The sequence below is a fragment of the Microbacterium mitrae genome, assembly GCF_008017445.1.
In the GTDB taxonomy this organism is placed as follows: Bacteria; Actinomycetota; Actinomycetes; order Actinomycetales; family Microbacteriaceae; genus Microbacterium; species Microbacterium mitrae.
On record NZ_VRSW01000001.1, the window covers coordinates 1,316,955 to 1,341,649 of the forward strand.

Sequence of the window (24,695 nt, forward strand, 5' to 3'; positions counted from 1 at the left end):
ATACCGTCGGGCGTTAGTCTTCCCACACGCTGGGCGCATCTTGGCGCGGCGACGGCAACGACGACGCCACCGCCCACTCGTGTACCCAGTCGGCGATGTCAGGAATCATGTCGGGCTTACCAACCGCCGCAAACAGCTCTTCGTGACTGACGGTTCCGCCGCCACGCTTCAACATGCGGGCACGCACGATCACCTTCGCGTAGATTTCACCCTTCACCACGGCGCGGTGCTCCATGTAGATCGCGCGATCGTCGTGCCCCAACAGGCGCGACTCGACGGTAAAGCGCTGCCACAGCTGCAGGGACTTGCGAAACGTAATGGTTTCGGCCGACACCACGGCATACCAGTTCTGCTGTTTCATCACGTCGGCGACGCCGGTTCGCACCAGCAGATCCCAGCGGCCAAGATCAAACAGCGAGAGATAGCGGCCGTTGTTCATGTGCCGCAAGATGTCGATATCGGTGGGCAGGGTGGTGAGGCGAATGCGCGTGACGGTTCGCGGCGGAACCAGCCCGTTGCGGCGCACACGACGGCGCGCGAAGAGGATTGACAACAGCGTTCGCCACATCACGTTCACGCCGGTGATGCTACTCGCACTCCGCGAGACGACGCGAATCGCTGTGTGTGAGTCTCCACCGATTTCACGTTCTGGCACTGCGCGGTTTAGAGTCTGGCCATGGAAGCCGAACTGCAGACCAATGTCGTTGTTCGTCCCGTCCGTGTCAGCGACGCCGAGGCTATTGGGCGTGTCCACGCGACCACATGGCACGAGACGTACGATCACCTGATTAGCACCGCCGCACTGGAGAAGGTATCTCCACGGCGCCTCGCGGAACTCTGGACCTCGTGGGCCTCTCAGGGCCCCGAATACGTTCAGTACGCCGCGCTCGTTGACGGAGAAGTTGTCGGTTTTGCCGGCTCAGGTCCTGCGCGGGACGAAGATGCCCCGCGCGAACGTGAGCTGTACTTTATCTACCTCCTCGACGCGTATCACGGCACGGGAATCGGACAGCAACTGTTCAACGCGGTCGTCCCAGAAGGACAACCGCTCTACCTGTGGGTCGCCGAGGACAACCCTCGCGCCCACCGGTTCTACCAGCGCAACGGCTTCGTCGCCGATGGCGCCAAGCACACCGAGCCCTTCTTGGGCGAGAGCCTGACCGAGGTGCGCCTGGTTCGCTAATGCTCCAGATTTGGGCACTCGATAACATCGGTGAGATTACGCAGGGCGTCGATCTCGCCGATGTTGTCATTTCTGCTTTGGATCAGCCACTGCAGGCGGGCGACATCGTGGTCGTCACCAGCAAGATCGTGTCAAAAGCAGAGGGTCGCACGCGGGTGGCGAACGACCGCGAGGCCGCCATCACCGAGGAGACCGTGCGCGTGGTTGCCACTCGCACCTCCGAGACGGGTCACACCACGCGCATTGTGCAGAGCCGGCTGGGCATTATCGCGGCCGCAGCCGGGGTTGATGCCAGCAATACGCCAGACGGAACCATCCTGCTGCTTCCCGAAGACCCGGACGCCTCTGCGCGGCGGCTGGCAGCATCGTTGCGTGAACGCCTGGGTGTGCCGCTCGGCGTCATCATCACCGACACTCTGGGTCGCGCCTGGCGCGAGGGGCAAACCGACCAGGCCATCGGCGCAGCCGGAGTGCACGTTTTTGACGACCTGCGTGGTTCCGTCGACGCCGAGGGCCGCCCCCTTGTGGTGACCATGCCGTGCGTTGCCGACGAACTGGCGAGCGCCACCGACCTGGTGAAAGGCAAGACCTCGCGCAAGCCCGTCGCCATTGTGCGCGGCCGCGCCGACCTGGTGGGCTCGCTCGATCTGCCCGGAGCGCGCTCCATCGTGCGCCCGCCGGAGCGTGACATGTTTCACACCGGAAGTGCTGAGGCCTACGCCGAAGGATTCGACGCAGGCCTCAAAGCAGCTTCCGGCGACGCTTAGCGGGCGCTGACCTTTCCGAACAGCTTCGCGATCGGTGCGATCACGAGCGGACGAGCAGCGATCGCTGCACCCACCATCACGCAGAGTCCGGCGAAGAACAGCCAGAATCCCGTCCAGCTGACCTCGTCGGTTCCGCCGAACATGTGGTTGAGGTTGCGCAGCGCACCGGTGGCGAACACCAGGAACACGTGGATGATGATGAACAGCACGAAGAACAGCATCGTCGGCAGGTGAAGCGCACGCGCCACCTCTACCGGGTAGGCCTTGTTCAGCTTTTCTGCCTTCTTCGGCCACAGGTTGCTCATGCGCAGACCCGTGATGATCGCCACCGGCGCCGCAATAAACACGACGACGAAGTACATCAGCTGCTGAATGCTGTTGTAGTTGACCCAGCCGTGCTCGGTGGGCCAATCCAGCGAGACGTACTGCAAGATCGCGGAGAGCGCGTTGGGGAACACTTCCCAACTGGTCGGCACAATGCGCACCCAGTGACCGCTCACAAACAGCAGCACCACAAATACCAGACCGTTGATAACCCACAGCAGGTCAAGCGACTGGTGAAGCCACAGCGTCAGGCTGATCTTGCCGCGGCCGTCGGTGGAGCGTTTGGGCGTCCAGAACGCGCTCGGGCGGCGATCGGTACGAACCCGCCATCCGCTGCGGATGATCAACAGCATCAGGAACATGTTGAAGTAGTGCTGCCACTGCGCCCACGCCGGGAAGCCCGGCTTCGAGCCTTCCGGCAGGTCGTACTCGCCGGGGTAGGTGGTGAGGAAGTCCTGCATGAACGGCAGGCTCAGCAGCAGGCGCACGGCGATGACAGCCATGGCAGCGGCACCCAGCAAAACGGCGCCCGAGAGCACCAGAACGCCGAACCACTGGCCGGCCGTGAACTTGCCGTAGCGACGCTTTTCGCGCTTCACCACCGGAACCTCGGCGTACTTGCCAGCAAAAACCGTCGGCTTAAACGGCAGCGGCGTGCTGACGTCGTAGCCCTTCGCCGTAGCGGGCGCCGGGGGTGCGGGTGCGACGGCGGTGGCTGCGGGTGCAGCGGCGGGCGGAACCACGCCAGCGGCGCCTGAGGCAGCCTCCGTTGTTGCTGCGGCTACGTTTGCCGCTACGGGTGCGGCTGCGTCGACCGGCGCCTGGGCGGGCGCGGCCACCGCGGGGCGCGCAACGGAGCCAGCGGGTGGCCAGCCGTCGCCGCCGGCAACGCGCGGGAGTCCGCGGCGCAGGGCGACGGCTTCGCCGGCAACCTGCCCCAGCGATGCGGGCGGGGCAGCTGCCGGTTGCGCGGCCGAAGCCTGTGCGTTGGGGGCCTGTGGGGCGGGAGCCTGTGCGTCGGGGGCGGCCGGAGTTACGGGTGCAGCCGCGGCGGCAGGCGCGGCGACGGGCGGTGCCACGGCAGGCGCGGCCACAGCCGAAGCGGCGGAGGCGACAGCAGCCCCAGTGGTAGCGCCGGCGGGCGGCCAGGGTTCGCCACCGGGTGTGCGCGGGAGTCCGCGGCGCAGCGCCGCACCCCCCGTAGCAGCAGAAGCAGCAGAATCAGAAGCAGAGTCCGCACCAGCCGGCGCCTCTGCGGCCTCAGGCGCTACAGACGCGACGGGCGCGGCATCAGCCACCTCACCGGCGCTTACTTCCGCCGCGACGACAGCCACTGGTTCCGCAACCGCAGTCGTTGCCTCAACCACCTCGACAGCGGGTGGCATCGAATCGGCAGCGGGCTCGGCGGGGAGGTCGCCGCCGTCGGGGGCGACGCCGCCCGCAGGCCACGCGTCTCCGCCGGCCACGCGGGGCAAGCCGCGTCTGATCGAACGGCTATAGGTCGCCATGCCTACTTCTTCCGGGCCTCGAGCGCGGTGATCAACTGCGGAACCACGGTGAAGAGGTCACCGACAACGCCGAAGTCGGCGATGTCGAAGATCGGAGCCTCGCCGTCCTTGTTGATCGCGACGATGGTCTTGGCGGTCTGCATGCCGGCGCGGTGCTGGATCGCGCCGGAAATGCCCAGCGCCACGTACAGTTGGGGCGAAACCGAAACGCCGGTCTGGCCGACCTGGTGCGACTGCGGAATGTAGCCGGCATCGACGGCGGCGCGGGAGGCGCCAATCGCGGCTCCCAGAGCGTCAGCCAACTGTTCGACCAGCACGAACTTCTCTTGCGATCCGAGGCCGCGGCCACCGGAGACAACCTTGGCCGCGCCGCGCAGTTCGGGGCGGGAGGATTCCACAACCTCTTCCTGAACCGAGTTGATCGTGGCGGCGGGCTTGCCCGATGCGGCAACCATGAGGGTTTCAGAAGCCAGCGGCTGCTCGGTTGCGCGTGCGTCGATCGAGCCCTGGCGAATCGTGACGACCAGCGGGCCGAACGTGGCAGCCGAGGTCGAGTTGAAGGCGCCGCCATAGACCGAGTGCTCGGCGATCACGCCCTCACCGTCGCGCGCGACACCGACCGCGTCAACCGCCAGCGCGGCGTTCGCACGCACGGCGAGACGGCCAGCGATATCGCGGCCATCAATGGAGTGCGACAGCAGCACGGCGTCAGGCTGAACAGCGGCAACGGCTGCGGCAACAGCATCAACGGCGGGGAGGTTAAGCGTCTGCGCATCGGAACCTTCGGTCACCAACACGTGCGCGGCACCGAGTCGTGCCGCCTCGGCTGCGGCTTCAGCGGAACCGTTCACGATCAGCGCTACCGGGGTTCCGACGCCGGAGGCGGCACCGAGAAGACCGGCCGCAGCCGGGGTGAGGGCGCCTGCGGTCGTCGTTTCAAGAACGACAAGAATGGAGTCTGCGGGGTAGTTCGTCATTACTCTCGTCCTCACACCAGTCGGTTCTGGATCAGGAATTCGGCAAGCTTTTCGCCTGCGTCGCCCTCGTCCACGATCTTGACGCCGGCCTCACGCGGCGGGCGCTCGGCGACCGTCAGCATGATGGAGTGCGCCTGCGAAAGGTCATCGGCGTCGATCGCGAGATCTGCCAGCGACAGCGTCTCAAACGGCTTCTTCTTAGCCGCCATGATGCCCTTGAAGTTGGGAAAACGTGCGTCGGGAAGCGCCTCGGAGATCGAGATGACGGCCGGGAGGGTCGCGGTGATGGTCTGCGAGCCGCCATCGATCGGGCGCGTGCCGGTGACCGCACCGTCGGTGATTTCTACCGTGCTGAGGCCGGTGGCTGAAACGACGCCGAGCAGCTCTGCGATCATCGCCGGAACCATGCCGCCGGAGCCGTCCGTGGAGGAGTTTCCGGCGATGACGAGGTCGTAGCCGGTCTTCTCAATCGCGGCGGCGAGCACCTGAGCGGTCAGGCGCAGGTCGGCGCCGAGCAGCTTCTCGTCGGCGATCTGCACGGCGCTGGCGGCACCCATCGCGAGACCCTTGCGGATCGTTGCGGCTGCACCGTCGTGCGACATCGACAGCACGACAACATCGGTGCCGGCGTTCGCGTCTGCGTAGGAGAGAGCAACCTCAAGCGCGCGCTCGCCGATCTCGTCGAGCACCGCCTCGCTTGCACCACGATCAGCGAGACCGGTTTCTAGATTCAGCTTGCGGTCACCATAGGTGTCAGGGACTTCCTTGACCAGGACGATGATCTTCATCGATAGCTCCTCCTCGTTCGTCGCGAGTCTAATAGACGCCATTTCAATGTACCCATTCGCTGTGGGCTATCGCATTGATAAGCCATCAGGCGGGCGCCTATGTATACATTCCGCACAACCAAGCAAACATTAGGCCAAACGTAACACGCTTCGATTCGGCGGAGAAAACGGCGCAAAACCGATAGCGTTGGCGCATGGCAGGGCAGAATCCGCTTCGTGTTGATCCGATCGCTGAGGCGCGTCGGCAGTGGCACGTGCATGGCTGGGATGACGCCGCCGCCGGAATGACTGCCGTGACGAGCGTGATGCGCGCCCAGCAGCTCATGCAGGCCAGTGTCGATGCGGCCCTGAAACCACACAAGCTGACCTTCGCGCGGTACGAGATGTTGCGCATGTTGGCCTTCACGCGTGCCGGGCGACTGCCCCTTGCCAGCGCGATCGATCGCCTGCAGGTGCACCCCACGAGCGTGACCAACACGGTAGAACGTCTCGTGAAAGACGGCTACATCGAACGAGTCAAGCACCCCTCTGACGGTCGCGCCGCGCTGCTGCTGCTGACCGAGAGCGGTCGCGCCGTCGTCGAAGACGCGACCGTCTCGCTCAACACCGAGGTCTTTGAACGTGTCGGCATGAATCATGCCGACACCACCGCTCTGGTGGCGATCGTCGCACGGTTCCGCGAGGGTGCTGGCGATTTCGTCAACGACCCCGAATCCACCCGCGAACCCGACTGACCCACACTCCGGTTTCTAGCGGTTTTCGAAGGCTGGTTGGCGCTTTTCGCGGAACGCGGCCATGCCCTCTTTCTGGTCACGAGTGTCGAACAGCGAAGCAAACAGCGCGGCCTCGTGACGCAACCCCTCCGCGAGCGGCGATTCGAGCGAGGTGCGAATGAGCTCCTTCGCGGCCAGCACGCTGGGTAGCGACTTTGCGGCGATGGTGTCGCCCATAGCCTGCGCCTCATCGAGCAACGCATCAGCAGGCACAACGCGCGAGACGAGTCCGGCACGATCTGCCTCCGCAGCATCGATCATGCGACCAGTCAGCACGAGCTCGGCGGCCTTGTAGGCTCCGATTGCGCGCGCCAGTCGCTGCGAGCCACCCATGCCGGGAATGACGCCGAGGTTAATCTCCGGCTGACCAAACTTGGCGGTGTCTGCGGCCAAGATAATGTCACACATCATCGCCAGCTCACAGCCGCCACCGAGGGCAAAACCGTTCACCGCGGCGATGACGGGCTTGCGCACGGCAACCAGGCGCCCCCACTCGGCAAAGTAGTTGCCCAGGCGCATGTCAAGGCCAGTGCGGTCTTCCATCTCTTTGATGTCAGCACCCGCGGCGAAGGCTCGTCCGGCACCGGTGATTACGATGGCGCCAATGCCTGGATCCGCATCAAACTGTTCCGCGGCGATCACCACGTCGTGCATGGTCTGCGCGTTCAGCGCGTTCAGCGCCTCGGGGCGGTTCAGCGTGATCCAGCCAACGCGGCCACGGGTGTCAACCAGGATGGTTTCAAAATCAATCATGCTCGCCTCTCTTGCGTGAAACGTCACGCGATCTCACGCGCCAGAAGACGCCCGAATGGTGTTGATGATGCCAGAGAAGTCCTGGTTTGCGCCGATACCTGCGGCAAAGTCCGCGTACATCTGCTGCGCGTGACGCCCGAGTTGCGCATCAACGCCGGTCGCTTCAATGGCGGCCAGCGCCAGCCCGAGGTCTTTCGCCATGAGCGCGCCGGCGAAGCCGGGCTGGTACTCGCGGTTGGCGGGGCTGGTGGGAACCGGACCGGGAACCGGGCAGTTGGTGGTGAGCGCCCAGCACTGCCCTGACGCGTGCGCGGCAACATCGAACAGCGCATTGTGCGTGAGCCCCAGGCGCTCGCCCAGGACGAAGGCTTCCGAAACGGCGATCTGGCTGATCGCGAGGATCATGTTGTTGCACACCTTCGCGGCCTGGCCGAGGCCATCGCCGCCGCAGTGCACAATGCGCGATCCCATGATTTCAAAGAGTTCGCGGGCCGATGCCACGACGTCGTCTGCGCCACCGATCATGAACGCGAGGGTTCCGTTCTCGGCGCCAACAACGCCGCCAGAGACGGGTGCGTCCAGGCTCCGATGGCCGGCGGCCGCTGCCAGGTCGTGCGCCTCGCGCGCCTCCAGCACCGAAATCGTCGAGCAGTCAATGAACAGCGTGTTGGGCGCGGCGTTCGCCAGCAGCCCGTTATCGCCCGCGTAGGCATCGATCACGTGCTTGCCGCTCGGAAGCATCGTGATGACGACCTCGGCTCCGATCACCGCGTCGACCGCGGTGTCGGCGACCGAAAGGCCGGCAGCTCGCGCCGCATCGATAGCGGCCGGAACCACGTCGAAGCCGGCAATGGAGTGGCCCGCCTTGTGCAGGTTGATTGCCATGGGAAGCCCCATGTGACCCAACCCGAGAAATGCAATGTTCGTCATGCTCGTCCTCCTTGGTTCCGCTTGCGCGTTAGCGCTTGCCCTCGAGAACTTCGCGACCGATGATGACGCGCATGATCTCGTTCGTGCCCTCCAAGATCTGGTGTACGCGCAGGTCGCGCACGATCTTTTCGATGCCGTAGTCGGCGAGGTAGCCGTAGCCGCCGTGCAGTTGCAGGGCATCGTTGGCAACCTTGAAGCCCGCGTCGGTCGCAAAGCGCTTCGCCATGGCGCAGAGCATTGCCGCGTCGGCGGAACCTTCGTCAATGCTGCGTGCTGCCTCACGCACCAGGGCGCGGGCGGCGCGCAGCTCCGTCGCCATGTCGGCGAGCGTGAACTGCACCGTCGAGCGGGCCGCGAGCGGCTCACCGAACGTGAAGCGCTCCTTGACGTAGGCGGCGGCCTTGTCGAGGGCCCAGGCTGCCCCACCCAGCGAGCAGGCGGCAATGTTGATGCGCCCGCCGTTGAGTGCGCGCATGGCGATCTTGAAACCGCCACCCACCTCGCCCAGCACGTTGGCCGTAGGCACCCGAACCTCGTCGAGAATCACCTGGCGGGTCGGCTGCGCCTTCCAGCCCATCTTCTTCTCGTTCGCGCCGAACGACAGCCCATTGGAGTCACCCGGAACCAAGAATGCGGTGATGCCGCGAGCGCCCGGCTCGCCGGTGCGCGCCATGACAACGTAAACCCCGGCCTCGCCGGCGCCAGAAATGAACTGCTTCACACCGGTCAGAACGTACTCGTCGCCGGAGCGAATCGCCGACGTCGTGATCGCGGCGGCATCGGAGCCAGCCCCTGGTTCCGTCAGGCAATATGCGCCGAACATGTCCATCGCCGTGAGGCCGGGCAGCCACGTCTGGCGCTGCTCTTCGGTGCCGAACGTGTCGATCATCCAGCCGACCATGTTGTGAATGGTCATGTAGGCGGTGATGGTCGGGTCGGCGTACGCGAGCGACTCGAAGATCGCGGCGGCGTTGGAGCGGCTGAGGGCCGCACCCCCGACGTCTTCTGCCACGTAGATGCCACCCAGCCCCAGCTCACCCGCACGCTGCAGGGTGTCGCGGGGGAAGGTTCCGTGTTCGTCCCATTCGGCGGCGTAAGGCGCCATCTCGGAGGCGGCGAAGTCGCGAACCGCGTCAAGAATCGCGGAGAGTTCTTCTTCAGTCGTGGTGGTCATGCTCATGGAGTTCTCAATTCATCGTGGGAATGACGAAGCTGGCACCTTCTTTGATGCCTGACGGCCAACGACTCGTGATCGTCTTGGTCCTGGTGTAGAAGCGGAACGAGTCGGGGCCGTGCTGGTTGAGGTCACCGAAGCCACTCTTCTTCCAGCCACCGAACGTGTGATACGCGATGGGCACCGGAATCGGCACGTTGACGCCGACCATGCCGACCTGCACGCGCGTCGTGAAGTCGCGGGCGGTGTCGCCGTCACGGGTGAAGATCGCGACGCCGTTGCCGTACTCGTGGTCGGTGGCCATGGCCAGCGCCTCTTCGTAGGTGTGGGCGCGGGCGATGACGAGCACCGGGCCGAAGACCTCTTCGCGGTAGATCGTCATGTCGGTGGTGACGTTGTCAAACAGCGTCGGGCCGAGGTAGAAGCCATTCTCGTAGCCCTCAACCACGTAGCCACGGCCGTCTGCGAGCAGCGTTGCACCCTCATCGATTCCCTGCTGGATGTAACCGCTGACCCGGTCAACGGCCTCGCGCGTGATGAGGGGGCCGTAGTCCATCCCCTCGGCGAGCGCCGGGCCGATCTTCAGGTGGGCGACGCGTTCTGCCAGCTTGGCCGACAGCGCGTTTGCGGTCTCGTCTCCCACCGGAACAGCAACGGAGATCGCCATGCAGCGCTCGCCGGCGGAGCCGTAGCCGGCACCGATCAGTGCGTCGGCGACCTGGTCAAGGTCGGCATCTGGCATCACGATCATGTGGTTCTTGGCGCCACCAAAGCACTGCGCGCGCTTGCCGTTGGCCGTCGCGGTCGAGTAAATGTACTGCGCGATGGGCGTGGAACCGACGAAGCCGACCGCCTGAATGCGGTCATCGTTCAGCAGCGCGTCGACGGCCTCCTTGTCGCCGTTGACGACGTTAAGTACGCCGTCGGGCAGGCCCGCTTCTTGAAAGAGTTCTGCGATACGAATCGGAACCGAGGGGTCGCGTTCTGAGGGCTTCAGGATGACGGCGTTGCCACACGCGAGCGCGGGGCCAACCTTCCACAGCGGAATCATCGCGGGGAAGTTGAACGGGGTGATCGCCGCAACAACGCCGAGCGCCTGTCGCATTGAGTAGACGTCAATGCCGGTGCCGGCACCGACCGTGTATTCGCCCTTGAGCAGGTGCGGGGCACCGATGCAGAACTCGATAACCTCAACACCGCGCTGAATGTCGCCCTTGGCGTCGTCAACGGTCTTGCCGTGCTCGCTGGAGAGCAGGCGGGCGAGTTCGTCGCGGTCACGTGCGATGAGTTCGACGAACTTCATCATCACGCGGGCGCGCACCTGGGGGTTGGTTGCCGCCCATTTCAGCTGCGCCTGCTGCGCGTTTTCGATCACGGCCGAGACTTCGGCGGTGCTTGCCAAGGCGACCTGCGCCTGCACCTCACCGGTCGACGGATCGAAAACATCGGAGAAACGCCCCGATGTTCCTTCAGTGCGCTTTCCGCCTACAAAGTGCGGGATTTGACGTACCAATGTGACACCCCTGTCTGTGCCCTCGTTGGCACACTGCTCAGATTACATGGATGTCCTACTAAAAGGAATACCCTCGCCACCGCTACCTCCGCTGAGCCGCGTCTGGCATTCTGGTTAGCGACGGGCCCGCCAATGAGCCCGACAGAAAGTCCTCATGCCTCGCACCCTGACCTCCCGGCGCTCCCTGTGGGCGCTGCTTGCGCTCGTGATGGCGCTGCTGGTTGCTCCGTTCGTTGCCCCCGCCGCGAGCGCCAGCACGCCGGCGGCCGCCGCGGTTCCGATGGAGACGTACGAATGGGCCGAGGTGTACTTCGGAACGGGTGAAATCACGCAGGGCGAAACCCTGCAGGTCACTGTTTCTGACCTTCGCACCGGCCGCATCATCACCGCGAACCTCGGCGACGGCGCCATCGTCGTGCCCGACATTCCGGCCGCAGACCGCTATGGCGACACCGGTTTCGCGGTGACGATTCCGGCAGATTTTCCGGTGGGCGTTCACAACCTCACCATTGGCACAGACGAGTTCGCCCCGATTGTGATTCCCATCACCGTGCTTGCCGGCACCGCACCTCCCGCCGAGACGACAGAACAACCGGCGACGACAGAACCGACGCCGCCCGCAACGACCGAATCTGAAACGGCGCTCCCTGGTTCCGCCTCCCCCGACGCCGCCGATGAATCGCGTATCGGCCCGCCCATTCCTGCCTCCGCCGTGATCGGCGTGCTGGCGGGCATCGTCGGACTGATCGTGGTGACCGCGATTGTGCGTCGCGTTCGCAACGCACGCACCTAGCGCCAACGACAGCGCGCCAAAGGGTACGGTGTGAGGTGTGTCACTCACGCTTGCCGATGCCCGCACCCGTTCCGCTCTGATCTCTGAGGTCGACACCGTCGTTCACCTCGATCTCACCTCGACCGATCGCTACGACCTCGTCACCACCATCACGTTTGCGTGCTCGACGCCGGGCGCGACCAGCTTCTTGGAGCTGACCGATGCCACCGAGCTCACGGTGCAGACGGCAGACGGAACCACGTGGGCATACGACGGGCGCCGCATCACGTTGACGGGGTTGGCGGCGCAGAACACGGTGACCGTGCGCGCTCGCATGCCCTACGTCACCGATGGTGACGGCATGACGGTCGTGATTGACCCCGCAGACGACGAACGCTACGTCAGCGGCTTCACCGCGATGGATATCGCGCAGCGAGTGATTCCATCCTTTGACCAGCCCGATATCAAGACCTCCTTCACCGTATCGGTCACCGCCCCCAGTCACTGGACGGTCCTGGCTAACGGGCTGTTCGATCGCCGCGAGGGCGACACCTGGTTTTTCGCGAAGACGCCCCGCTTCTCGACGTACATCTTCTTCGTCTGCGGCGGCCCCTTCGTCTCCAAGACGTGGGATGAACCGTACGCCTTGGCGCCGAGCGGCTCGCTGCCCTTCGGTTGGCACGCACGCGCCTCGCAGGCGGCGGCGCTGGAGCGCGAGTTTGAGAGCCTCAAGTTCGTGACCTCGCGTGCTTTTGCGCACTACACGACGACGTTTGACGAGCCCTACCCGTTCGCCGACTACCAGCAGGTGTTTACGCCGGGCCTGAACTGGGGGGCGATGGAGTTTCCGGGTTGCGTCGCGTTTCGCGACGAGCTGCTGACGCCGGGTGAACCCACCGCCATGCAGCGCCACGCCATGAGCTCGGTCATCGCGCATGAGATGGCGCACATGTGGTTTGGCGACCTCGTCACCATGGCGTGGTGGGAAGACACCTGGCTCAATGAGTCGTTCGCCGACTACATGGGATACGAAGTTTCTGGTCGCGCGACCGGAACCGACACGTGGACGGCCGCAGCTCTTGGTCGCAAACTCAGTGCCTACTCCGCCGACTCCCGCCGCTCCACTCACCCCATCGCGGAAGACGCAGAAAACCTCGTCGACGTTGATACGGCATTCGCCAACTTCGACATGATCACCTATGCCAAGGGCAATGCGGTGCTGCGCCAACTGGTCACCTGGCTCGGCGAAGACGACTTCATTCGCGGCGTGAACGCGCACCTCTCGGCGCACCCGTTCGCAACCGCGACCCTCGCCGACTTTCTCGATGCCCTCGATGCCGCTACCGACCGCGATGTGCGCTCGTGGGCGACGGCATGGCTGCGTACCACCGGCTTTGACACCATTACCGTCTCTCGCGACGGCGAGGTTCCGGTGCTCACGCGAAACGGAACCCGCCCCCACCGCTTCACCGTCACCGGCTTTGCACCCGATGGTTCCGTTGCCCGCGAAGAGGTCGTTGACCTCGCCGACGAGCCGGTTCGTTTGGAGGCGTTCGCGGGGCTCGCGGTTCTGCCGAACGCGCTCGACGAAACCTACGCGGCGCTTGAGCTTGACGCCGCCTCGCAGGCAACACTGGATGCCGCGCTGAGCCGCATCGAGCGCCCGCTCACTCGCGGCCTGTTGTGGGCAACGGCCGTTGCCGGAGTGCAGCGCGGCACGCGGTCAACGACGAGCCTCATCACGCTCGCCCGCACCCAGTTGATCGACGAAGACGATGCCACCGTCTTCGAGGGCGCCATCGGCTTGGCGCTGCGAATGGCGGCAACGCACAGCACGGTCGAGACCGTCGGCGCGCACCTCGACCTGCTCGCGGAGCTTGCACGCCTGGTGCTGGCCTCACCGAAAACGCACCTGCACGCCGCCGCTGAGCGAATTTTCGCGCACGCCGGTAGCGACCCGGTCGAACTGAAGCAACGGCTGGCCGCCGCGGAGGATCCTGCCGTGCGCTGGATGTACGTGACGCGTCTGGCTGAGCTCGGCGACTCCACCGTTATCGCGGCAGAGGCTGAGCGCGACCGCACGACCGCCGGCGCGCACGCGGCTCTGCGATCGACCGCAGCTCTTCCCACGGCCGCCGCGAAGGCTGCGGCCTGGGAGCGCCTGGTGAGCGGAACCCTCTCCAACCGTGAATTCAGCGCCGTCGCCGAAGGCTTCTGGGGCATCGAGCAGGGCGAGCTGGTTGCCGAGTACGCAGAGCGCGCACCGCGGGAGTTCGCCGCCTTCGCGCGCACTCAGGGCCAAGCCATGGGGCAGTTGATCGGGCGGGCACTGCCCGCGATCGCTCTACCCGACGGTGGCGAAGCCCTCGTGGCTGAGCTGCGCGCCGTGGTGCAGACCGATGTTCCCACGGTCGCGCTGCGTGGCTTCAACGATCACCTCGATGATCTGGAGCACATGCGCGCCGCGACCGCGTAACGCGCGACACCTGCATCAGCGCAGCCGAACACCACCCGCACCTCACGCGCAACACCTGCTCGCACGGCATTACCCCGGCGTTTGCGGCCCGTTCACACGGCCGTCACCCGCGGCGATGACGGTGGAAGAGTCCTGCGCATGCGCTCCCGCATGCCGTGAATCTCCAACCGATCAGGAACACTCATGCTTTCGCGATCCTTCCGGCGCTCAGCCGGTTCCGTCGCGGTCGCGGCCGTGGCGTGCACGCTGGCGCTCGCCGCGCCGTCGCCCGCTACCGCCGCCATCGTTGCCGACCCCATCGAGGTATCCACCCCCGACGCGCGCTTCACGCTGAAGCCGCTCGGCACATTCGAGACCGGCGTCTTCGACGAATCTGCCGCCGAAATCGTCGCCGCCTACAACAGCCGCCTCTTTGTCGTTAACGCGCAGGCTGGTTCCGTCTCGGTGCTTGATGCGAGCGATCCGGCCGCCATGACGCAACTGTTCGCCGTCGCCGGCACCGGCGTCGCGAACTCGGTTGCGGTGCGTGACGATGGCCTCGGCGTTATTGCGTTTGAGGCGCCGGTGAAGACCGACCCGGGCACCCTGGTGTTCTTCGATGCGAATGCCGATGAGCCCGTGATCCTCGGCTCGGTGACCGTGGGCGCGCTGCCCGATATGGTGGCGCTGTCGGCAGATGGAACCACGGCTGTGGTTGCCAACGAGGGAGAGCCGGCCGACGACTTCGCCACCGACCCCGAAGGTTCCGTCGCCGTGGTGGCATTGCCTGCCACGGTTGCGTCTCCCGCGCAGAGCGACGTGCGCATCGCAGACTTTCACGCTTTTGAGGGCGACAATCTGCCCGCCGGTGTGCGCGTTTTCGGACCGACTCCGGAGGCCGACTACCCGGTGAGCCGCAACCTGGAGCCCGAATACGTCACGATCGACGGCGCCACGGCGTACGTTTCAGTGCAAGAGGCCAACGCGATTGCCACGGTTGACCTGGCTACCGCCACCGTCACCGCGATCACCCCGCTCGGGTTCAAGGATCACGCCCTCGACGCCAACGCGCTCGACCCCTCCGACAAAGACGGCGCGTTCACGCAGCGCACCTACGAGAACCTGTTTGGCGTCTACATGCCTGACGGCATCGCGTCGTACCAGGCCAACGGAACCACGTACCTGGTGACCGCCAACGAGGGCGACGCGCGGGAATGGGGCGACTACGCCGAGCCTTCCCGCGTCAAAGACCTCGCCGATGATGGCTACGGCCCGGTGTGCGAGAACTTCGCTTCGCTCACCGGAAACGCAGAACTCGGGCGGCTCAACGTGACCCGCGAACTCGGCTTCAACGCCGACGCCGGATGCTACGACGAGCTATACGCGTTTGGTGGCCGCTCGTTCTCGATTTTCACCACCGACGGCACGCTGGTGTTCGATTCGGGCGCCGCGTTTGAGCAAATCACGTTTGACGCGCTGGGCGCGTTCGTGAATTCCAACCATACCGAGGCCAACGCCGAGGGCCGCAGCGACGACAAAGGCCCCGAGCCGGAAAGCGTGGCCGTCGGCGCGATCGATGGCCGCACCTACGCGTTTGTCGGGCTGGAGCGGGTTGGCGGCGTCGTCGTCTACGACATCACGACCCCGACCGACGCGACCTTCGTTACCTACGTCAACAATCGCGACTTCGCGGCCGATGCCGAAGCGGATCTGTCGTCTGCCGGGGACCTGGGCGCCGAAGGCGTGACCTTCATTCCCGCCGATGCCTCCCCCACCGGCGAGCCGATGTTGGCGGTCGCCAATGAGGTGAGCGGAACCACGACATTGTTTGCGATTGATGACGGACTCACCGAGGTGCAGATTCTGAACGTGAACGACTTTCACGGCCGCATCGAGGCCAACCTTGGTGGCGGCGAGCCCGGCGCCGCGGTGCTGGCCGGCGCCGTCTCGACGCTGACTGCGGAAAACCCGAACACCCTGTTTGTCTCCGCCGGCGACAACATCGGCGCCTCCACGTTTACGTCGTTCATCGACAGCGACAACCCCACGATTGACGCCCTCGTGGCTGCAGGACTCGATGCCTCGGCCGTCGGCAACCATGAGTTCGACGCCGGAATGGCTGACCTCACCGACCGCGTGGTTCCGCGCTTCGGCGGCTCGCAGTATGCGCTCGGCGCGAACGTCTACGACCGCGCCACGGGCGAGCCCGCGCTTGACGAGTACAGCATTCAGACGGTCGACGGCGTGCGCGTCGCGTTTATCGGAACGGTGACGGCAGAGACAGCGGCCATGGTTTCGGCCGAGGGCATCGCCGATGTCACGTTTGGTGATGAGCTGGAGGCCGCCAACCGGGTGGCCACAGAGTTGACCGCCGCGGGCGCCGCCGACGTCATCGTGCTGCTCACCCACAACGGCCAGGCAACCTCAAGCTGTGCTGACCTCACCGACGCCAGCACGACGTACGGGGCGCTCGTCGCCGGAGCATCGAGCGATATTGACGCGATCATTTCTGGCCACACCCATCAGGCGTACGCCTGTGAGGTCAACGACCCTGCGGGTAACGCGCGCCCGGTGATTCAGGCACACCAGTACGGCACCACGCTCGGGCAGATTTCGATGACCGTCGATTCTGAATCGAAGCAGCTCGTCGCAATTTCGGGTGACCTCGTGCCGCTCACCGCCGACGGCGCCGCCCTCTACCCGGCCGACGAAGAGGTCGCGGCGATCGTCGCCGAGGCCGCGGCCGTCGCGGCGGACAAGGGCAGTGTCACGGTCGGCGCGATCAGCGCGGATATTCTGCGCGGCGGAACCAATGGTTCCGATCGCGGGGTGGAATCGGCCATGGGCAACCTCATCGCCGATGTCACACTGTGGGCAGCGTCTGGTCAGAGCGCGGAGGCCGCGGCGGCACGCGCGACGCCCGCTGCTGCCGTACCCACGGCGGATATCGCGTTCATGAATCCCGGCGGACTGCGCGCCGACCTGCGCTACGGCACCGATGGTTCCGTCACCTACCGCGATGTGGCGAGCGTGCAGCCGTTTGCGAACACCATCGTCACGCTGACCCTCACCGGTGCGCAGATCAAGAGCGTGCTCGAAGAGCAGTGGCAGCCAGACGGCGCCTCCCGCCCCAAGCTGCATCTCGGAGTGTCAGAAGGCTTCAGCTACACCTACGTTGACGACGCGCCGCGCGGCGAGCACATTCTGTCGATGTCGCTGAACGGCACACCGATTGACCCGGCGGCGCGCTACACCGTGGCGGCCAACTCCTTCCTCGCGAGCGGCGGCGATAACTTCGTCACCTTTGCGCAGGGCACCGACCGCGTCGATACCGGTCAGGCGGATCTCGGCCTGACGGTCGCGTATTTTGCCGCACATCCGGTCGTCGATCCGGCGCCGCTTGGCCGCGCCATTCTCGCGACCGGCGAGCCGGGCGAAGGCGAAGGCGAGGGCGAAGGCGAGGGCGAGCCGGGTGAGGGTGGCGGAACCGGTGGTGCTGAGGGCAGCGCGGGTGCTGGTTCCGGAACCAGCGGCGGCGGAAACGAGCTGGCCGTGACGGGTGCCGAGGCGCCGTATGCACTGGCGCTGGGCGCTGCCGTGCTGCTCGCTGGCGGCCTCGTGCTTTCGGCGCTCCGCCGCCGCGGCACGCGCACCCAGTAGCAGACAAACAAATCGGGGTCACCCTCCGCGATGGAGGGCGACCCCGATTCTGTGCTTCTGGTTCCGCCTACTCGGCTTCGGCCTCGCGGCTGGCGGCTTCGAGCTCGGCATCGGTTGCGACGTAGCCGTCGATGTGACGCTCGGCGGGGCCGACGTACTCCGAGAGCGGGCGAATCAGCGCGTTTGAGGCCAGCTGCTCCATGATGTGTGCGGTCCAACCGGTTACGCGCGCGGCGACAAACAGCGGCGTGAAGGTGAGCGTGTCAAAGCCCATCAGGTTGTAAGCCGGGCCCGACGGGTAGTCCAGGTTCGGGTAGATGCCCTTGCGCGCGACAAACTCGCTCTCCAGCGCGTCGTAGAGTGCGGCAACCTCGGGACGGTCGTAGTGCGTAACGAGGGTGTCAAGCGCGGCCTTCATCGTCGGCACGCGCGAGTCGCCGCGCTTGTAGACGCGGTGGCCGAAGCCCATGATCTTGCGCTTGGCGCCGAGCGCCTCATCCAGCCACGGCGTCACGTTCTCGGCCGAACCGATGGCGTCGAAGATGTGTAGCACGGCCTCATTGGCGCCACCGTGCAGCGGCCCCTTGAGGGCGCCGATGGCTCCGGTGACCGCCGAGTACAGGTCGCTCAGGGTCGACGCGATCACGCGAGACGTGAATGTTGAGGCGTTGAACGAGTGCTCTGCATACAGCGTCATGGAGCGGTTGAAGGCATCAACGACGATCTCGTGCTGCTCTTCACCGAAGGTCATCCAGAGAAAGTTTGCCGAGTAGTCCAGGTCATCGCGCGGTGCGATGAGCTCTTCGCCACGGCGGCGACGCTGGCCGTAGGCAACAATCGCCGGCAACTGCGCCCACAACCGAATGGCGCGCTCCTGGTTCTCTTCCGGGGTTCCGGCTGCGTCCATCACATCGCCCGTGGCATCGAGCGCGCCGATTACGCTGACCGCGGTGCGCACCTCATCCATCGGGTGTGCGGTGGTCGGCAGAATGTCGATCGCGGCCTTCACCTCGGGCGAAAGCGCACGGTGCTGACGCTCGGTGGCGCGGAGCTCTGCGAGCTCGGCGGCGGTGGGCAGGTTGCCCGTCCACAGCAGGTGCGCGACCGCCTCGAAGGGCTGCGTCGCGGCCAGCTCTTGCACGGGGTATCCGCGATACAGCAGGCTGTTGGTCTCGGGGTTGACCTTCGAGATGGCGGTGACGTCAACGACGACGCCCGCGAGGCCCTTCTTAATGTCGACTTCCGTCATGAGTTACTCCTTCTGGCTTACCGCTCAACCCGGAAGTTGAACACGCTGGTGTCGAAGTGGTTATAGGCCTCATAGTCGATGAGGTCGTAGAGATCAGCGCGGTGCTGCATCTCGTCCAGTTTGCCGGTCAAATGGCCGGCCGTGTTGAGTTCGTCAAGAGCGCGACCGGTTGCACCCATCGAAATGCGCAGCATCGAGACCGGCCAGATGGCGATGCGAATGCCGACATCAGCCAATTGCTGAGCCGAGAACAGTTCGCTCTTGCCAAACTCGGTCATGTTGGCGAGCACCGGAACATCGACCGCGTTCACGACGGCTTCGAAGTGCTCGAGGCTGTGCATGGCCTCCGGGAAGATCGCGTCAGCGCCGGCGTCGACGAGCGCCTTGGCCCGGTCGATCGCCGCCTGCAGCCCATCGACCGCCGCGATGTCGGTACGCGCCATGATGAGAAAGTTCTCGTCACGACGCGCGTCAACGGCGGCGCGAATGCGCTTGAGCGCGGTGCTCTCATCGACGACGGACTTGCCATCGAGGTGACCGCACCGCTTGGGGTTGATCTGGTCTTCGATGTGCATGCCGGAAAGCCCGGCGTCTTCCATCTCTTGAACCGTGCGGGCGACGTTCATCGGCTCGCCAAACCCGGTGTCGGCATCGATCAGGGTCGGCAGGTCGGTCATGCGAGCGATCTGCTTGCCGCGACCGGCAACCTCGGTGAGCGTGGTCAGCCCGATGTCGGGCAGGCCAAGGTCGGCCGAGAGCACGGCTCCCGAGATGTAAACACCCTCGAAACCCTTTTGCTCGATGAGGCGGGCAGACAGCGGGTTGAACGCCCCGGGAAACCGCAGGAGTTCGCCGGTGTTCAACCGCTCGCGAAACAGGCGGCGCTTTTCGGCCGCGGTGACTTGTGAGTACAGCATGTGCTCTCTCCGGCTTAGAACAGGCCGCGCGGCGACTCGATGCCGTCGAGCAGACCGGGCTTTGCGATGATGTTGAGCTCGCGCACCTCGTCGACGGAAAGCTCGGGCAGACGCTGCGCCAGGTCAAGGAAGCGTTCGATCTCGGCCTCTTCGAGCACGGGCTCGGCGAGAGTACGGAACTTGCGAATGTAGTCGGCGCGCGCGAACGGACGAGCACCGAGCGGGTGCGCATCGGCAACAGCAATCTCATCGACCACGGTCGAACCGTCGGTCAGGGTGATCTCAACGCGACCGCCGAAAGCCTTCTCGTCGGGGTCTTCTGAGTGGTAGCGACGCGTCCACTCGGCGTCTTCTGCCGTGGTGATCTTGTTCCACAGCTCGACGGTGTCAGCGCGACCCGCGCGTTCCGGCGCGTACGAGTCAACGTGGTGCCACGCGCCATCCTGCAGCGCAACCGCGAAGATGTACGGAATCGAGTGATCCAGCGTCTCGCGCGAGGCGTTGGGGTCATACTTCTGCGGGTCGTTCGCGCCCGAGCCGATCACGTAGTGCGTGTGGTGGCTGGTGTGCAGCACGATCGAGGCGATGTTTGCCGGGTCGCGCAGCGCGGGGTTCTCGTTGCCGAGCTTGCGGGCCAGGTCAATCCACGCCTGAGCCTGGTACTCGGCCGAGTGCTCCTTGGTGTACGAGTCGAGAATGGCGCGCTTGGTTTCGCCCGGGGCGGGCAGCGGAACCAGGTAGGAGGCGTCGGGGCCGTCAAGCATCCAGGCGATGACTCCGTCTTCGCCTTCGTAAATGGGGCTCGGCGAGGTCTGGCCGCGCATCGCACGGTCAACGGCTTCGACGGCCATCTTGCCGGCGAACGCGGGGGCGTGCGCCTTCCACGTGGAGATCTCACCCTTGCGCGACTGACGCGTTGCGGTGGTGGTGTGCAGGCCCTGGCTCACGGCCTGGTAGATGGTTTCGGCGTCGAGTCCGAGGAGCGTGCCGATGCCGGCAGCAGCCGACGGGCCGATGTGTGCGACGTGGTCGATCTTGTGCTTGTGGAGGCTGATGCCGCGCACCAGGTCCATCTGAATTTCGTAGCCGGTGGCGATGCCGCGCACTAGCGCGTTTCCGTCCTTGCCAACGTGCTGCGCGACCGCGAGGATCGGCGGAATGTTGTCGCCGGGGTGCGAGTATTCGGCGGCGAGGAAGGTGTCGTGGTAGTCGAGCTCACGAACGGCAACGCCGTTTGCCCATGCGGCCCACTCGGGGCTGGTGCGCTCTTCGTCAAGGCCGAAGATGCTCGCGCCAGCGCCGCCGCGTGAGACCGGGTGGTCAAGCGCTTGAGCGCGAGCCGACACGATGGGGGCCCGGGTCAGCGACGCCGCGGCGACGGAAGCGTTATCGATCACGCGGTTGATGATCATGTCGATGACGTCAGCGTCGACCTCAACCGGATCAGCGGCAACCTGGGCGATCTTGAAGGCCAGTTGCTCTTCGCGGGGGAGGTCTTCTGCGCTCTTGTAAACGCGCACGTGGTGCTGAACAGTCATGTGTTGTCCTTACTCGTGGAGGTTGCTCGTGGGTGTTGCGGGGCTCGCCGCCGAAGTGGTCTCCGGCAGCGCCGCCAAAATGTTGGTCAGGGCATTGTGCAGGTGCACGTGGGTCGCGTGTGCTGCGAGGTCGGCATCGCCCGCGGCGATTGCCGAAGCAATGAGGCGGTGCTCCGCAATGGACTGCGTGAGCCGCGCCGGGTTGTCGCGGGCGAGTCGCCGCACACGAACCAGGTGGGTGCGCACGGTGCGCAGCGCCGCGGTGAGGTAGTCGTTGCGAACGGCCGCGTCGAGGCGCTCATCAAATCGAGCAATGACGGCGTAATAGTCATCAAGGCCTTCGTCGCCGTCGATGTCGGTGCGTTCGAAGGCTGTCGCCAGTGCCGCAAAGGTGGCGCGGTCGCCCCGCTCGGCGGCGAGGCGTGCGGCGGTTTCTTCCAGCGCGCGACGCACTTCAAACAGCTCGCGAATGTCGTCGGTATCAACGTCGGTCACCACGGTGACGCGCGGCGATTGTTGGGCAACGAGCCCGTCTGCGGCAAGGCGGCCGATGGCCTCTCGCAACGGAGTGCGACTAACGCCCAGGCGTGCGGCCTGTTCGACCTCACCCAGCACGGTGCCCGGCGGCAGCGCTCCCGATTGAATCTCACCGAGAAGCGTCACATATGCACGATCACTCGCCCGCATGGCACCTCCTTGTGAAAGCTATTGTATACACAAAACCCATCAAGGCAACCTTTGGAACCTCAACCGGGGCTTAGCGTATACAAAGGGCGTGCGACCGCCGGGTTCCGCTACGCGAGCGCGTCGACCTCGCGTTCGCCGAGCTTGACGATGATGACGCCGACGAGAATGAGTGCGCCGCCGATGATCTCCATGAATCCCGGCACCTGGCCGACGAGCAGCCAACCGTAAAGCACCGCTGCCACCACTTCGCTCAGCGCCACAAACGAGGCGAGTCGCGAGCCGAGCATGCGGGTCGACACAATTCCGAGCACGTAGGCGATTGCCGCGGAGACGAGCCCCAGTGCGAGCAGCGGAATCCAGAACGGCACGGAACCAAATGCGTACGTGACCGGATCGGTGGACGCGTGAAGCGGCAGAATACCGAAAGCGCCAGCAATGCCGAGCACGGTGCCACCGACGAAAAGCCCGAACCCGGCGAGCGCAATGGGCGGCACACCAATGTCTTGTCGCGCCGACAGGATGAAGTACGCGGCGGCGCCAATCATGGCGCCGAACGCCCAGAGCACGCCGGCGGGATCGGCGCTCACGCCGCTGAACACGTTGAGCATGACGGCCAGGCCGAGCAGCGCGATCGCCGCCCCAATGAAGGTGGCGCCGGAGGGTCGCACGCGAGAGCGCACCCACACCCAGATGACCACCGCGACGGGTGCGGTGTATTCAATGAGCAGTGCGATGCCGACGTCAATCGTGACGACGGCCTGAAAGTAAAACAGCTGGGTCGCGGCGACAGCCAGAGTGCCGTACAACAGCACGATTGGCCACGCTTTGCGCAGTACGCCCCACCGGCCACGCATCGCGATCAGCGTCGGAATGGCCAGCGCGATGGCGGCGATCCAAATGCGGGCGAGCACGACCGAACCGGGCGTCCATCCCGCGTCGATGAATCCCTTCGCGAGCGCACCCGAGGTTCCGAAGCTCAACGCCGTCGCGATCGCAAGAATGAGCCCCAGCCGCGTGTGATTCTTCTTCGGCGTTGGCGAGGGTAACAGAATGGGGCCAGTCACGTCCCGACGCTATCGCGAACCTCACCCGCTTCATCGACACCACGCATCACAGCACCTCACGCACCGAGTCTCCTGGCACCCCTTCCCCGGGCACACCGCTCTGCTCGCCGGCCTGACTGCTCGGCTCGCCGTCGCCGCCGCCGCTTCGCTCGCCGTCATCCCCACTCGAGTCGTCATCGCCTGCTGACGGGTCGGGCGGCGGAGCATCGGCGTACGCCTTAGACAATTGCCGGTAGGGCCGAGAGGCAAAGGCCAACAGCACGGCGATCAGCATGATGACGCTGGCGATGACGAACACCAGCGCCATGCCACGGGCCTCACCCTCACCGAGCAGCCAACCCCAGGTGTCACGCCCGGCGTCGCTATTCATGTACGGCACGATGATGAACTCGGCGATCGGGCCGATCAAGAACGCTGTGATGGGCGCGGCCGAGACTTCGACCGTCATTGCGAACCCGAACACCCTGCCCTGCTTTTCGTACGGAATGACCCGCTGCAAGATGGTTTGCTCGGCCGCCTCTGCCGCAGGCATCAGCGTCATGAAGATCAAGAGTCCGAGCACGTACAACCACGCCCACTCGCGCGCGGTAAACGTCATACCCAGCACCGCGACACCAACGTTGACCAATAGCAGGGTGCGCAGCGGGTTCTTGCCCAGCCCAAACTTGGCGACGAGCCCACCACCGATGATGAACCCGATGCTCGTGACACCAAGCACGATGCCCCAGACCTCGACGGGGAAGAGAGTGAGGCCATACGGGTCCATCAGCGTCATGAAAACGCCGCCAACGAGGTTGTTGAAGGTCGTAAACAGCAGCAGCGCCAAGAGCCCAGGCACCGCCATGATCACCGGAATCGCGCCGCGGAAGTCTACCCGCCCACTCTCGCTCCGCACCTTGTGTGGTTCCGGAATCGAGATCAGCAGCAGATGCACCAGCGCCAGACCCGTAGCGACCACTGCGATCGTGATCGTGGGACCCATGCCCAACAGGCCCACCGAAAGCCCGGAGAACACGCTTGTCACCAAGAAGCCAATGCCGCTGATGGTGCCGACCAGCCCGTTGGCCCGATCGCGCCGGTCAGACGGAACCAGGAGGGTGACGGTGGTGGACAACGCAATATTGCGCATGTTCTCCACCACACTGCCGATCAGAATGATGATCACGAATATCCAGAACCAGCCGCCACGCCAGTCGAGCAACGTCGACTCTGGCAGCAGCGCGAACATCACGGCAGCGACTCCATAGGTTGCGAGCGTGGTCACGCTCGACAAAATCATGGCCGCCTTCTTGCGGAGGTGATCGACGATGGCACCGAACACCATGCCAAACGCGGCGACGAGCAACATGTAGGCGCCGCCGATGATGCCAGAGGCGAGAAGCGACTTGGTTTCGAGATAAACCCAAAACGTGAGCGCAAACCACAGGTAGCTCGAGGTGACATTGGCGAGTGCGGTGTTGATGAGCACCGCGTAGAAACTGCGCATGCGCGCCCGCATCGCACTGGTGAGCGGCGCGAGCGGCGCGCTGGCACCCGTTGGGGATGCGGTGCCATCGGCGGGCACGAGCGCGCCGCTATCAGGCGCGAGCGCGGTGCTGTCGTCAGCCGCCGACGCGGTGACCTCGTGTTCTGTCATCGTGACCCTCCACGACGCACAGTACTC

General features: G+C 65.2%; 20 protein-coding genes. 6 read left to right on the plus strand and 14 right to left on the minus strand.

The window, feature by feature from the left end; translation table 11 throughout:
• Window positions 1–13: 13 nt before the first annotated feature.
• Window positions 14–577, minus strand: coding sequence for an acyl-CoA thioesterase (locus tag FVP60_RS06065; protein ID WP_147825314.1), 564 nt, complete (start codon window positions 575–577; stop codon window positions 14–16).
• 99 nt (window positions 578–676) lie between these two features.
• On the opposite strand from FVP60_RS06065, the gene FVP60_RS06070 reads away from it, so the two are divergent.
• Both FVP60_RS06070 and cofE read left to right on the plus strand, forming a co-directional pair.
• The gene (locus FVP60_RS06070) at window positions 677–1,183 is read left to right on the plus strand and encodes a GNAT family N-acetyltransferase (RefSeq protein WP_147825315.1); all 507 of its coding nucleotides are present in this window, start codon (window positions 677–679) and stop codon (window positions 1,181–1,183) included.
• On the plus strand, window positions 1,183–1,950 hold the full coding sequence (gene cofE, locus FVP60_RS06075) for a coenzyme F420-0:L-glutamate ligase (protein ID WP_147825316.1): 768 nt from the start codon (window positions 1,183–1,185) through the stop codon (window positions 1,948–1,950). The genes FVP60_RS06070 and cofE overlap by 1 nt, the downstream gene beginning before the upstream one ends.
• Here the strand turns inward: cofE and FVP60_RS06080 are convergent.
• The 3 genes from FVP60_RS06080 to FVP60_RS06090 are packed head-to-tail and all read right to left on the minus strand — an operon-like array spanning window position 1,947 to window position 5,547.
• The gene (locus FVP60_RS06080; RefSeq protein ID WP_147825317.1) at window positions 1,947–3,782 is read right to left on the minus strand and encodes a cytochrome b/b6 domain-containing protein; all 1,836 of its coding nucleotides are present in this window, start codon (window positions 3,780–3,782) and stop codon (window positions 1,947–1,949) included. The genes cofE and FVP60_RS06080 overlap by 4 nt on opposite strands.
• A 2-nt stretch (window positions 3,783–3,784) precedes the next feature.
• Window positions 3,785–4,759, minus strand: coding sequence for an electron transfer flavoprotein subunit alpha/FixB family protein (locus FVP60_RS06085; protein ID WP_147825318.1), 975 nt, complete (start codon window positions 4,757–4,759; stop codon window positions 3,785–3,787).
• 11 nt (window positions 4,760–4,770) lie between these two features.
• Window positions 4,771–5,547 (minus strand): electron transfer flavoprotein subunit beta/FixA family protein, encoded by a 777-nt coding sequence (locus FVP60_RS06090; protein WP_147825319.1) that lies wholly within the window; start codon window positions 5,545–5,547, stop codon window positions 4,771–4,773.
• Window positions 5,548–5,741: 194 nt separating this feature from the next.
• On the opposite strand from FVP60_RS06090, the gene FVP60_RS06095 reads away from it, so the two are divergent.
• On the plus strand, window positions 5,742–6,281 hold the full coding sequence (locus tag FVP60_RS06095; RefSeq protein ID WP_147825320.1) for a MarR family winged helix-turn-helix transcriptional regulator: 540 nt from the start codon (window positions 5,742–5,744) through the stop codon (window positions 6,279–6,281).
• A 15-nt stretch (window positions 6,282–6,296) separates the two neighbouring features.
• Here FVP60_RS06095 and FVP60_RS06100 read toward each other — a convergent pair whose 3' ends face one another.
• The 4 genes from FVP60_RS06100 to FVP60_RS06115 are packed head-to-tail and all read right to left on the minus strand — an operon-like array spanning window position 6,297 to window position 10,690.
• Complete coding sequence (locus FVP60_RS06100; RefSeq protein ID WP_147825321.1) at window positions 6,297–7,073, minus strand: enoyl-CoA hydratase-related protein; 777 nt, start codon at window positions 7,071–7,073, stop codon at window positions 6,297–6,299.
• A gap of 33 nt (window positions 7,074–7,106) precedes the next feature.
• On the minus strand, window positions 7,107–8,003 hold the full coding sequence (mmsB, locus tag FVP60_RS06105) for a 3-hydroxyisobutyrate dehydrogenase (RefSeq protein ID WP_147825322.1): 897 nt from the start codon (window positions 8,001–8,003) through the stop codon (window positions 7,107–7,109).
• Between the two features lie 28 nt (window positions 8,004–8,031).
• The gene (locus FVP60_RS06110) at window positions 8,032–9,183 is read right to left on the minus strand and encodes an acyl-CoA dehydrogenase family protein (protein WP_147825323.1); all 1,152 of its coding nucleotides are present in this window, start codon (window positions 9,181–9,183) and stop codon (window positions 8,032–8,034) included.
• Between the two features lie 7 nt (window positions 9,184–9,190).
• Window positions 9,191–10,690: a CoA-acylating methylmalonate-semialdehyde dehydrogenase gene (locus FVP60_RS06115; protein WP_147825324.1), complete on the minus strand. Its 1,500-nt coding sequence runs from the start codon at window positions 10,688–10,690 to the stop codon at window positions 9,191–9,193.
• Window positions 10,691–10,844: 154 nt separating this feature from the next.
• Between FVP60_RS06115 and FVP60_RS06120 the strand changes: the two genes are divergently transcribed.
• The 3 genes from FVP60_RS06120 (at window position 10,845) to FVP60_RS06130 (ending at window position 17,577) form a co-directional block, all read left to right on the plus strand.
• Window positions 10,845–11,483 carry a hypothetical protein gene (locus FVP60_RS06120; protein WP_147825325.1) on the plus strand — a complete coding sequence of 213 codons (639 nt, stop codon included), beginning with the start codon at window positions 10,845–10,847 and terminating at the stop codon, window positions 11,481–11,483.
• A 37-nt stretch (window positions 11,484–11,520) separates the two neighbouring features.
• Window positions 11,521–13,938, plus strand: a complete 2,418-nt coding sequence (pepN, locus tag FVP60_RS06125; protein WP_147825326.1) for an aminopeptidase N — start codon at window positions 11,521–11,523, stop codon at window positions 13,936–13,938.
• Between the two features lie 183 nt (window positions 13,939–14,121).
• Window positions 14,122–17,577 (plus strand): choice-of-anchor I family protein, encoded by a 3,456-nt coding sequence (locus FVP60_RS06130; protein ID WP_147825327.1) that lies wholly within the window; start codon window positions 14,122–14,124, stop codon window positions 17,575–17,577.
• Between the two features lie 67 nt (window positions 17,578–17,644).
• Here FVP60_RS06130 and FVP60_RS06135 read toward each other — a convergent pair whose 3' ends face one another.
• From FVP60_RS06135 to FVP60_RS06160, 6 genes are all read right to left on the minus strand, one after another.
• On the minus strand, window positions 17,645–18,826 hold the full coding sequence (locus tag FVP60_RS06135) for a bifunctional 2-methylcitrate synthase/citrate synthase (RefSeq protein ID WP_147825328.1): 1,182 nt from the start codon (window positions 18,824–18,826) through the stop codon (window positions 17,645–17,647).
• Between the two features lie 17 nt (window positions 18,827–18,843).
• Window positions 18,844–19,743: a methylisocitrate lyase gene (prpB, locus tag FVP60_RS06140; protein WP_147825329.1), complete on the minus strand. Its 900-nt coding sequence runs from the start codon at window positions 19,741–19,743 to the stop codon at window positions 18,844–18,846.
• A gap of 14 nt (window positions 19,744–19,757) precedes the next feature.
• Complete coding sequence (locus tag FVP60_RS06145) at window positions 19,758–21,281, minus strand: MmgE/PrpD family protein (protein WP_147825330.1); 1,524 nt, start codon at window positions 21,279–21,281, stop codon at window positions 19,758–19,760.
• Window positions 21,282–21,290: 9 nt separating this feature from the next.
• The gene (locus FVP60_RS06150) at window positions 21,291–21,968 is read right to left on the minus strand and encodes a GntR family transcriptional regulator (protein WP_147825331.1); all 678 of its coding nucleotides are present in this window, start codon (window positions 21,966–21,968) and stop codon (window positions 21,291–21,293) included.
• Window positions 21,969–22,075: 107 nt separating this feature from the next.
• Entirely contained in the window at window positions 22,076–23,032 is a 957-nt protein-coding gene (locus tag FVP60_RS06155) for an EamA family transporter (protein ID WP_246132471.1), read from the minus strand.
• 46 nt (window positions 23,033–23,078) lie between these two features.
• Window positions 23,079–24,668 (minus strand): MFS transporter, encoded by a 1,590-nt coding sequence (locus FVP60_RS06160; protein ID WP_342779442.1) that lies wholly within the window; start codon window positions 24,666–24,668, stop codon window positions 23,079–23,081.
• Window positions 24,669–24,695 lie beyond the last annotated feature (27 nt).

What these genes read in the sequence shown, in the direction of transcription:
- FVP60_RS06070 (WP_147825315.1), top strand. Translation starts at nt 677, where the DNA reads ATGGAAGCCGAACTGCAGACCAATGTCGTTGTTCGTCCCGTCCGTGTC.
- cofE (WP_147825316.1), top strand. Translation starts at nt 1,183, where the DNA reads ATGCTCCAGATTTGGGCACTCGATAACATCGGTGAGATTACGCAGGGC.
- FVP60_RS06080 (WP_147825317.1), bottom strand. Translation starts at nt 3,782, where the DNA reads ATGGCGACCTATAGCCGTTCGATCAGACGCGGCTTGCCCCGCGTGGCC.
- FVP60_RS06085 (WP_147825318.1), bottom strand. Translation starts at nt 4,759, where the DNA reads ATGACGAACTACCCCGCAGACTCCATTCTTGTCGTTCTTGAAACGACG.
- FVP60_RS06090 (WP_147825319.1), bottom strand. Translation starts at nt 5,547, where the DNA reads ATGAAGATCATCGTCCTGGTCAAGGAAGTCCCTGACACCTATGGTGAC.
- FVP60_RS06095 (WP_147825320.1), top strand. Translation starts at nt 5,742, where the DNA reads ATGGCAGGGCAGAATCCGCTTCGTGTTGATCCGATCGCTGAGGCGCGT.
- FVP60_RS06100 (WP_147825321.1), bottom strand. Translation starts at nt 7,073, where the DNA reads ATGATTGATTTTGAAACCATCCTGGTTGACACCCGTGGCCGCGTTGGC.
- mmsB (WP_147825322.1), bottom strand. Translation starts at nt 8,003, where the DNA reads ATGACGAACATTGCATTTCTCGGGTTGGGTCACATGGGGCTTCCCATG.
- FVP60_RS06110 (WP_147825323.1), bottom strand. Translation starts at nt 9,183, where the DNA reads ATGAGCATGACCACCACGACTGAAGAAGAACTCTCCGCGATTCTTGAC.
- FVP60_RS06120 (WP_147825325.1), top strand. Translation starts at nt 10,845, where the DNA reads ATGCCTCGCACCCTGACCTCCCGGCGCTCCCTGTGGGCGCTGCTTGCG.
- FVP60_RS06130 (WP_147825327.1), top strand. Translation starts at nt 14,122, where the DNA reads ATGCTTTCGCGATCCTTCCGGCGCTCAGCCGGTTCCGTCGCGGTCGCG.
- FVP60_RS06135 (WP_147825328.1), bottom strand. Translation starts at nt 18,826, where the DNA reads ATGACGGAAGTCGACATTAAGAAGGGCCTCGCGGGCGTCGTCGTTGAC.
- prpB (WP_147825329.1), bottom strand. Translation starts at nt 19,743, where the DNA reads ATGCTGTACTCACAAGTCACCGCGGCCGAAAAGCGCCGCCTGTTTCGC.
- FVP60_RS06145 (WP_147825330.1), bottom strand. Translation starts at nt 21,281, where the DNA reads ATGACTGTTCAGCACCACGTGCGCGTTTACAAGAGCGCAGAAGACCTC.
- FVP60_RS06150 (WP_147825331.1), bottom strand. Translation starts at nt 21,968, where the DNA reads ATGCGGGCGAGTGATCGTGCATATGTGACGCTTCTCGGTGAGATTCAA.
- FVP60_RS06160 (WP_342779442.1), bottom strand. Translation starts at nt 24,668, where the DNA reads ATGACAGAACACGAGGTCACCGCGTCGGCGGCTGACGACAGCACCGCG.